The following is an 8,802-nucleotide window of genomic DNA, read 5'->3' as shown; positions in this document are numbered from 1 at the left end:
GGTGCCCGCCGCCCGGGCGCGCGACTCGGCGATCTCGGCGTACGCCGCGTCGCGGCCCGCCCAGTGCGAACCCTCGACGGACTTGCCGCGCTCCAGGTCCTTGTACACCTGGAAGAAGTGGGTGATCTCCAGCAGGTCGAACCGCGGCAGGTCGCCGACGTCCCGCAGGTCCTCGTAGCGCGGGTCGCGCGCCGGGACGCAGAGCACCTTCTGGTCCGGGCCGCGCTCGTCGCGCATCACCCACATGCCCACCGCCCGGCAGGTGCGCACGCAGCCGGGGACGGCCGGCTCGCGGCCGAGCACCAGGGCGTCCAGCGGCTCGCCGTCGCCGCCCAGGGTCCCCTCGACGTAGCCGTAGTCGGCGGGGTAGCGGGTGGCCGTGAAGAGCGTGCGGTCCAGGCGGATCCGGCCCGCCACGAAGTCCATCACGTACTTGTTGCGCGACCCCTGCGGGATCTCGATCATGACCTCGAACTCCACCGCGGCCTCCTCCTCGGCTCCTGGGGGGATTGTCCGCCGTCGGCCCGGCCACCGAAAGCACCCCCGCCGTCCACCCGGGTCCACTAGGCTCCGGGCCATGGGGAGTTGGCGGGTCACTGTCAGGGATCGGCACCACCGCGGCGGTGGACGGCCGCAGGGCCGCCCGGAGGGGCCGTTGGCCCGCCGGGACGGGCTGGAACTGCACGCGCGCGGCGGCGGGCTAGACTGCGTCGACGCCACCGGCCGGTCCCGCTGGCGGCGGTCCTGTCCGGGGCGGCCCGACGCGGCCCACCTCTCCGCCGACCGCGCGCTGGTCACCACCGACCCCGTCGGCCACGGCGCCGGGGACCACGGCGGCCCGGCCCTGCTGCTGGACCTCGCCGACGGCAGCACCATCGCCGAACTGCGCGGCCGGCACGGCGCGGTGCTCGACGACGGCCGCTTCGTCCTCGGTCTGGCGGACGGCGACACCCCCCGCACCTCGGTCCACGACCAGGACGGCGCGCTGCTGGACTCCTGGCACAGCTTCGGCCACTACGTGGTCGGCGACGGCCTGCGGGTGGTCGAGACGGACCACCGCCGCCCCACCGGGAGCCGGGTGGTCCGCCTGCTGCCCGGCGGCCGGATCGAGCCCGGCCCGCCGCTCGGCGGCCCGAGGACCCCGCCACCGCTGGTCCTGCCGGACGACACCCTACTGCTCCTGGACGCCGGGGTGCTGCGCGCGGTCGGCCGGGACCTGGAGGACACCGTGCTGGCCGAACTGCTCCCGCTGGCCCCCGACCAGCAGCCGCGCTTCACCGGCTCGCTCCGGCGCACCGCCGACCGCCTCACCGCCACCCTGGTCGAACGCCATCCGACCCGCATGGGCTCCTACAGCACCCACACCTGGACCCTCGACCTGCACGCGACGTAGGGCGTGTCCGCCGATTCCCGCCGATCCGGGACGATCGGCGGGACGCCCCCAGGTCTCGATTGTGCGGCGGAACCGGCGGCCCGACATCTCTTCGTCCACGTTCCCCTACGGTGTCGCCTGCAACAACCGTCACCATGCAAGAGGGGGCACGCCCATGTCCCGGAGCCGGAAGCTCCACCGCCTCAGCAACCCCGACGTCGACGAACGCCGCGCGCAACGCGCGCTGTTCCGCCACCTCCGGGACGACACCAACGCCAACCGCGGCCGGATGGCCAGACGTGTCCGCGAGCTCCAGCTGCTGCTGGCGATGGACCCGGTGGAGTTCGAGGGTCTCATCGCCCGGCTGATGGAGGCGATGGGCATGAAGGTCGAGCTCACCGCCCGGTCGCGGGACGGCGGGGTGGACGTCCGCGGCACCGACCCCGACCCGTTCCGCGGCGGCAACGTGATCGTCCAGGTGAAGCGGTACCGGGACACGGTGGCCCCCTCGGCGGTGCGGGACCTGTACGGAACGCTGCGCCACGACCAGGCCGCGACCAAGGCCGTCCTGGTCACCACCAGCAGGTTCGGCCCCAGCTCGCACCAGTTCGTCGCGGGCAAGCCGATCAGCCTGATCAACGGCGCCGAGCTGGTCGGGCTGCTCAATCACCACGGCTTCCACGAGGTCCTCGCACCCGCCCAGGACGAGTCCTCCGCCCAGGCCGGCGCCCTCGACGGGCTGCCCGCGATCGAGGTGGCCGCCGAGCCCTCCCGGCTGCTGCTGCACTGGACCGGCGAGGAGGAGTACGACATCGCCGCCCTGGTCTGCCGGGGCAACCAGGCGCTCTCCGACGACCACCTGGTGTTCTACAACAACGCCTCGACGCCCGACGGTTCGGTGCGGCTGGTGACCGGCTACGGCGACGCGAACGCCTGCCTGATGGTGGACTTCGACGCGCTGCCCTCCGAGGTCGACCGGCTGGTCGTCATCGCCGCCGCCGACACCGAGAACCACCCGAAGGCCACCATGGGCGGCTTCGCCGACCCCGCGCTGATCCTGGAAGCCGGCGCCGGGCAGGACGCGGCGGCGGTGCACCTCGCGGACGGCGCGGAGACCAACACCGCGATGCGGCTCGGCCGGTTCGACCGCGAGCCGTCCGGGGACTGGGAGTTCACCCCGGCCCTGGCCGGCTACCCGGGCGGGCTGCGCCAGGCCGTGACGGCGTACGGGCTGGAGGTCGTGGACGCCTGACGCGGCGGGGCGTCCGGCACCGGCCGGGCGCTCCGCTCCTGGCGGCGGCCGCCGCCGTTCACCGGACGGTCGCCTCCCACGGCCCTTCCTCCGGACGCGCCTCGTCGTCCGTCCCGGGCCAGGGCGGCATGGTGACGGCGGTGATCCGCAGCGGACCGGCGGAGTCCGCGTCCGCCCGGAACTGGAACGCGGTGCCCAGCGGGATCGACACCGCCGTGCCGGGCACGAGCCGGACGCTCTCCTCCCGCCCGCCCTGGCGGCGCCAGAGCGCGCCGCTGCCCGCGGTGACCTGCCACAGCTCCCGCACGGTGGCGTGCGACACCGCGTGGGTGACCTGCCCGGGGGCGAGGACGAAGACCGCGAGGCTCCCGAGCCCCTCCAGCACCAGCAGCGGACGCACCTCGGCCCCGTCCGGGGCGGTCACCACGGGGGCGTCCGCCACGTCCGCGGTGTCGAAGGGCTGCTGCCCCGCCTGGTTGCTCATCCGACGACCCGGCCTCTCTCACGCGAACGACTGACGCGGCCCCACTGCCGATGGGACCACCCCCGATGGCCCCACCGCCGATGGGACCACGGGCGCTCGGGCGCGCCAGGGCGCCCTACCCGGAGACGGCCCCGAGCGGGCTCCGGCCGTCCCCCGACTCCCGGCCGTCCGCGCCGGTCGGGCCCGCCCCGAGGTCGTACCCGGCCCCGAAGTCCCGCACGGCCTCGGTGACGATCGCCTCCAGCCGGGCGTGGTGGGCGCCGCGCCAGTAGGCCTGGCCGCAGTCGGCGCACTGGGCGAAGGCGTCGTAGGAGCGCTCGGTGCCGTCCCGCAGCTGCTCGCGCACCGAGGTCTTGGTGGCCTCGCGCAGCGTGCCGTTGCAGGTGGTGCAGCGACTCCACGGGTCCAGCGGCGGAGCGAAGCGGGAGAGCACGTCGCGCAGCTGCTCGGCGGGGCGGTGGCTGTAGACGTAGGCGCCGGCCCACAGTTCGCGCCGGCGCAGCAGGCCGCGGTCCCGGGAGAGCATGATCCGCCGTTCGGCGGCCGAGCGGGCGGCCAGCGCGGCGTCGCCGATGTCGGGGTTCTCGTAGGCGGCGTCCACGCCGAGCAGCCGCAGCCGGCGGGCGAGGGTGCCGAGGTGGACGTCCAGCAGGAAGCGCGGCGGGACGCGCGAGGGCTGCGGCCTGGTCACGGCCCGGACGGCGATCTCCTCGCCGTCGGCCGGCACGTGGGTCTCGGGCACCGCCCGGCCGTCCACCAGCAGGCCGCCGACCTCGGTGCGCGGGACGCCCAGGGACTCGACGACGTGGCCGAGGGTGGAGGTGCCGTCGGTGCGCAGCGCGGTGCGTCCGGCCCGCCGGGGCGCGGAGACGAAGAGGTGCAGCTCGGGGGCGAAGTCGAGCCAGATCTGGGGTCGGTCCACGCGGCCAGCATGCCAGCGGGCGGCGGGCCGGGGCCACCGGGTTTCCGGCCACCGGAACGGGAGCCGCCGGTGCGGGGCCGCCGTCGAGCCGTCCGGGGTCAGACGCCCGCCGCCACCGGCACCGGTACCGGGTGGTCGCGGTTCCGGGCCGCCCAGCGGGCGACCGGCCCCATGGCGTGGCCGGCCGCGAGGAACGCCCCGCCCAGGACCAGCCAGCCCGCCGGTCCGCCGTCCAGCAGCAGCGTGGTGAGCAGCAGCGGTCCGAGGGCGCGGGCGACGGCGACGCCGGTGCCGAAGAAGCCCTGGTACTGGCCGATCCGCCCGGGCGGGGCGAGGTCGAAGGCGATCTGCCAGCTGCCGGCCGACTGCCGCATCTCCCCGGCCACCTGGAGTACGGAGGCGGCGACCAGCAGGGCGCCGACCGCCCAGACCGGCACGTCCAGCGCGGAGAGTGCGAAGACCGCGCAGGAGCCGAGCAGCAGCGCCCCGGCCGAGCGGACCGCCCTCGCGGCCGGTCCCGGTCCGGTGACGCCGCGCGCCGCCCGTACCTGGAAGGCCAGCACCGCGAGGGTGTTGAGCACGAACAGCGCCGAGCCGAGCCAGCCGATCCCGGGGGCGCGCTCGGCGATCCAGAGCGGGATGATCAGGCTCAGCAGCGGCATCCGCAGCAGCAGGACGGCGTTGACGGCGGTGACGGCGGCGTACCGGTGGTCGCGCAGCACGGCCGGCCGCGGGCCGCCGTCCGGCTTCGCCGCGCCGGGCGGGGCCTCGGGCAGCCTTCGCAGGACCAGCCCGGCGAGGAGGAAGCCGAGGGCGGTGACGGCGAAGGCGCCCTGGTAGGCGGCCCGGGTGCCGAGGCCGAGCGCGATGCCGCCGATGGCGGCGCCGACGGCCAGTCCCCCGTTGAGGGTCGACTGGATGTGGGCGAGCAGGGTGGTCCGCTGCCCGGGCGGCACCAGGGCGGCGACCAGTGCCAGCCGGGCGGCGGTGAGGCCGGACTGGGCGGTGGCGTAGAGGCAGACGGCGAGCAGGAACAGCGGGTAGGAGCGGATCACCAGGAAGGCGGCGACCACGGCCGCCGTGGCGAGCGCGAGCGCGACGGAGGTGCGGCGCGGGCCGCGCCGGTCGGCGAGGTGGCCGAGCGGCACGCCGGCGACGGAGCCGAGCGCCCAGGCGAGGGTGAGGCCCAGTCCGAGGGCGGTCGGCGACATCCCGACCACCCTGGTGAAGTAGAGCGCGGAGCAGGTGTAGTAGGCGCCGTCACCCACGGCGGCGACCAACTGGGCTGCCGCGAGGGTCCGTTGGGGTCCGGCGGGTGGAATGCCGCCCCAGCGGGTGGCGTGGTCGGTCGGCATGCCCCTCCTCCGGTCGTGCGCGGGCGTCACCCGGCGGGCAGGCCGGCGGTCACCCGCACGCGTTCAGCCGCGTAAACGTCTTCACGGACCGTCACCCCTGTCCGCGACCGCCGGACGGGCGGCGCACGGCGGCCGCGCCCGTGCCCGCCGGTCGCGGTGCGCCACCAGCCTAGGGGGAAACCGGCCCAGTGGACCGGTCCAGTGATCAAGGAACTTCCTGGGCCACTTCCGGCCCTCGCCGCACCGCCGACCGACCGCTGAACCCTCGTGCGAGGGAGGCCAGTTGGCTCCGCCGATCCCTCCGGGGCGGCCCCGCCCGGGCCTCGCCCGCGTCTCGGAAGCGCCGTCCGTACCCGCTCCGACTCCGCTCACGCCGATCACCACGAAACCTCGATCGGGCAGACCAGGGGCCAACTTTGACCGTGTTGACCCGTCAGTAGCGTCCTTTTATGCTCAACGGCGTTCGCGATCCGGCACCGGGCCGGGGCCGCCCCGCCCGTCCGCCCGCCCGGTCGCCGTCTCCGGCTCGAAGGGTTCCTCTCATCAGCACCTTCACCGCACCCTCGGACTCCGCCGGTCACCTCCCGAACCCCGCCGGCACCACCGAGACTCCGGACGACGCCCCGCCGCGGGACGGCCGCGGCGCCACCCGCCGCCGGCGTTTCCTCACCTACCTGCTGGCCGCGCCCACCCTCACCGTCGGCGCCGGCCTCGGCCTCGACGCCGCCGCGCCCGCCACCGCCCGGGCCGCCGCTCCGAAGCCGGCCGGGCCCGCCGCCCAGGCCGCGCAGGCCGCCCTACCCGCCCGGGAGACCGCTCTGCCCCGGCAACTGATCGGCCTGCCCGGCATCCCGGACATCGTCGACCTCGGCGACGTGATGATCATCGCCGGGCTGCCGACCTCGCACCTGCTGGTGCTGGAGGTCACCACCGCCGGACGCGCCGCGCTGCACCTGCCCCGGCTGGAGGTCGGCCAGGGCCTCACCACCGCCATCGCCATGATCGTCGCCGAGGAGCTCGACGCCCGGCTCTCCGACGTCGACGTCCCGCTCTCCGACGCCCGCCCCGAACTGGTCTTCAACCAGATGACCGGCGGCTCCAACTCGGTCCGGTCGCTCTACGACCCGGTGCGCGCGGCGGCCGCCGCCGCCCGGGCCCGCCTGGTGACCGCCGCCGCCGAACGCTGGAACGTTCCCGCGACCACCCTGCGCACCGCCGACTCCGCCGTCCTCGCCCCCGACGGCCGCCGGCTCGGCTACGGCGACCTCGCCGTCGAGGCCGCCCGCGTCGCCGTCCCCGCCGTCCCGAGCCTGCCCAAGACCCCCGACCAGCTGCGCGTGGTGGGCAGGGCCACCAACCGGATCGACGCCCGGGACATCGTCACCGGCCGCGCCGAGTACGCCGGGGACCTCCGGGTCCCCGGCGCCGTGCCCACCGTGGTCGCCCGCCCGGACACCGTCAACGGCACCCTCAAGTCACTGGACGCCTCCGCCGCCCGCGCCATGCCCGGGGTGCTCGGCGTGGTGCGCATCCCGAGCGGAGTCGCCGTCCTCGCCGAGACCTTCGACCAGGCGCTCAAGGCCCGCGACGCGCTGCGCACCACCTGGAACCCGGGGCCGGTCGCCGACCTGTCCGACGCCGACGTGCGCTCCCGGCTGCGCGCCGCCCGCCTCCCGTCGCCGCCACCGCCGCTGCTCTCGCACCGGGTGGAGGGGGAGTTCGACTTCGCCTTCGTCAACCACGCCCCGATGGAGGTGCTCACCGCCGTCGCCGACGTCCGGCCGAACCGGGCCGAACTCTGGTTCGCCTCACAGAGCCCGATCCTCGCCCAGGGCACCATCGCCGCCGAACTCGGCTTGCCGGAGAACGCCGTCACCGTCCACGTGGTGCGCGGCGGCGGCTCGTTCGGGCGCCGGCTGTTCTTCGACGCCGCCCTGGAGGCCGCCCAGGTCTCCAAGGCCGCCGGCCGCCCGGTCAAACTGATGTGGACCCGCAACGACGACATGCGCCACGGCCGGATGCGACCGGCCAGCAACCACCTGATCCGGGCCACCTACGGCCTCGGCCAGGTGTTCAGCTGGGAGCACCACGTGGCCGGCGTCCGCACCGACCTCGGGCACGCCCTCGGCGACATGCTCACCGCAGCCGGCTACAACCTCCCGCTGGCCGGGCTCACCGCCTCCGAGCTGTTCTTCCTGCTCACCGAGAAGATCCCGTACGACGTCGGCGTGCCCACCCAGCTGCTCGCCGAACTGCCGCTGGAACTGCACACCGGCAGCTGGCGCTCGGTCTACTCGGGCACCGTCCGGGTCTCCGACGAGATCATGATGGACGAGCTCGCCCGCAAGATGGGCCAGGACGAACTCTCCTTCCGCCGCGACCGGTTGCGCAGCCCGGCCGGACGGGCGGTGCTGGACACCCTCGCCAGGAAGGGCGGCTGGGGCCGGCCGATGCCCCCCGGCCAGGCCCAGGGCATCGGCTACCACGACGAGCACAGCGCCTGCGTCGGCTACCTGGTGGAGCTGGACGCCACCGACCGGGCCGACCCCCGGGTCACCAAGGCGGTCGTCGTCGCCGACGTCGGCCGGGCGATCAACCCCAGGGGTCTGGAAGCCCAGTTGACCGGCGCGCTGGTCGACGGCATCTCGGTGATCCTCCAGGCCGGCAACCACCTGGACAAGGGCGCCTTCCGGGAGGGGAGTTTCGGCGACTTCCACTACGCCCGGCAGCGGCACACCCCGCCGGTGGTGGAGGTCCACCTGATGCCGCCGAGCGGCCCGCCCGGCGGCGCGGGCGAACTGGGCGTCCCGGCCGCCTCCGCCGCCGTCGCCAACGCCTACGCCCGCGCGACCGGCACCAGCCCGCGCTCCTTCCCGATCAACTTCTGACCCGCCGCCCTCCGGCCCACCGGCCCCCACTGACCACCAGCTGAGGAATCCCGACCCTGATGCCCACCCACACCTTCGTCCTCAACGGGAAGCCCGTCACCGTCGAGGCCCCGGACGACATGCCGCTGCTCTGGGTGCTGCGCGACAAGCTCGGCGTCACCGGCCCCAAGTACGGCTGCGGGGTGGGCGTCTGCCGTGCCTGCACCAGCCACCTGGACGGCCAGGAGTTCCAGCCCTGTACCCGCTCCGTCAAGGACTGCGCCGGCCGCACCGTCACCACCATCGAGGGCCTGGCCGACGGCGACGTGCTGCACCCCGTCCAGGAGGCCTGGCTCGCCTGCGACGTCGCCCAGTGCGGCTTCTGCCAGCCGGGCCAGATCATGACCGCCGTCGCCCTGCTGCGCCGCACCCCGAACCCGACGGACGCGGACATCGACCAGATCCAGAACATCTGCCGCTGCGGCACCTACCCGCGCATCCGCGAGGCGATCAAGCAGGCGGCCGCCCGGCAGGACGCCAAGTCCTGAGC

Annotated in this window: 8 protein-coding genes; 4 read left to right on the top strand and 4 right to left on the bottom strand. The window is 75.2% G+C overall.

What is annotated here, in order from left to right:
* The coding region (locus ACFRMQ_RS33570) for an inorganic diphosphatase (protein WP_380734542.1) at positions 1-480 on the bottom strand (480 nt) is incomplete at its 3' end.
* A 175-nt stretch (positions 481-655) separates the two neighbouring features.
* Here ACFRMQ_RS33570 and ACFRMQ_RS33565 point away from each other — a divergent pair.
* On the top strand, positions 656-1,393 hold the full coding sequence (locus tag ACFRMQ_RS33565) for a hypothetical protein (RefSeq protein WP_380734541.1): 738 nt from the start codon (positions 656-658) through the stop codon (positions 1,391-1,393).
* Between the two features lie 154 nt (positions 1,394-1,547).
* Positions 1,548-2,624, top strand: a complete 1,077-nt coding sequence (locus ACFRMQ_RS33560) for a restriction endonuclease (protein ID WP_380734540.1) — start codon at positions 1,548-1,550, stop codon at positions 2,622-2,624.
* Between the two features lie 58 nt (positions 2,625-2,682).
* Here ACFRMQ_RS33560 and ACFRMQ_RS33555 read toward each other — a convergent pair whose 3' ends face one another.
* From ACFRMQ_RS33555 to ACFRMQ_RS33545, 3 genes are all read right to left on the bottom strand, one after another.
* Entirely contained in the window at positions 2,683-3,108 is a 426-nt protein-coding gene (locus ACFRMQ_RS33555) for a cupin domain-containing protein (RefSeq protein WP_380734539.1), read from the bottom strand.
* A 115-nt stretch (positions 3,109-3,223) separates the two neighbouring features.
* A complete protein-coding gene (locus ACFRMQ_RS33550; protein WP_380734538.1) occupies positions 3,224-4,030 on the bottom strand; it encodes a Mut7-C RNAse domain-containing protein in 807 nt (268 codons plus the stop codon).
* 98 nt (positions 4,031-4,128) lie between these two features.
* Positions 4,129-5,385 (bottom strand): MFS transporter, encoded by a 1,257-nt coding sequence (locus tag ACFRMQ_RS33545; protein ID WP_380734537.1) that lies wholly within the window; start codon positions 5,383-5,385, stop codon positions 4,129-4,131.
* A gap of 449 nt (positions 5,386-5,834) precedes the next feature.
* Between ACFRMQ_RS33545 and ACFRMQ_RS33540 the strand changes: the two genes are divergently transcribed.
* Together ACFRMQ_RS33540 and ACFRMQ_RS33535 are read left to right on the top strand one after the other, a co-directional pair.
* Positions 5,835-8,273: a molybdopterin cofactor-binding domain-containing protein gene (locus ACFRMQ_RS33540; RefSeq protein ID WP_380734536.1), complete on the top strand. Its 2,439-nt coding sequence runs from the start codon at positions 5,835-5,837 to the stop codon at positions 8,271-8,273.
* A 59-nt stretch (positions 8,274-8,332) separates the two neighbouring features.
* Complete coding sequence (locus tag ACFRMQ_RS33535) at positions 8,333-8,800, top strand: (2Fe-2S)-binding protein (RefSeq protein WP_380734535.1); 468 nt, start codon at positions 8,333-8,335, stop codon at positions 8,798-8,800.
* The last annotated feature ends 2 nt before the right edge of the window (positions 8,801-8,802 follow it).

This window comes from Kitasatospora sp. NPDC056783 (assembly GCF_042789895.1).
Classification (GTDB): domain Bacteria; phylum Actinomycetota; class Actinomycetes; order Streptomycetales; family Streptomycetaceae; genus Kitasatospora.
The sequence above is the reverse complement of the archived record's forward strand: the minus strand, read 5'-3'. Positions and strand labels throughout refer to the sequence as shown.

Excerpts from the sequence above, each read along its gene's own strand:
- ACFRMQ_RS33560 (WP_380734540.1), top strand. The coding sequence starts at position 1,548 with ATGTCCCGGAGCCGGAAGCTCCACCGCCTCAGCAACCCCGACGTCGAC.
- ACFRMQ_RS33555 (WP_380734539.1), bottom strand. The coding sequence starts at position 3,108 with ATGAGCAACCAGGCGGGGCAGCAGCCCTTCGACACCGCGGACGTGGCG.
- ACFRMQ_RS33545 (WP_380734537.1), bottom strand. The coding sequence starts at position 5,385 with ATGCCGACCGACCACGCCACCCGCTGGGGCGGCATTCCACCCGCCGGA.
- ACFRMQ_RS33540 (WP_380734536.1), top strand. The coding sequence starts at position 5,835 with ATGCTCAACGGCGTTCGCGATCCGGCACCGGGCCGGGGCCGCCCCGCC.
- ACFRMQ_RS33535 (WP_380734535.1), top strand. The coding sequence starts at position 8,333 with ATGCCCACCCACACCTTCGTCCTCAACGGGAAGCCCGTCACCGTCGAG.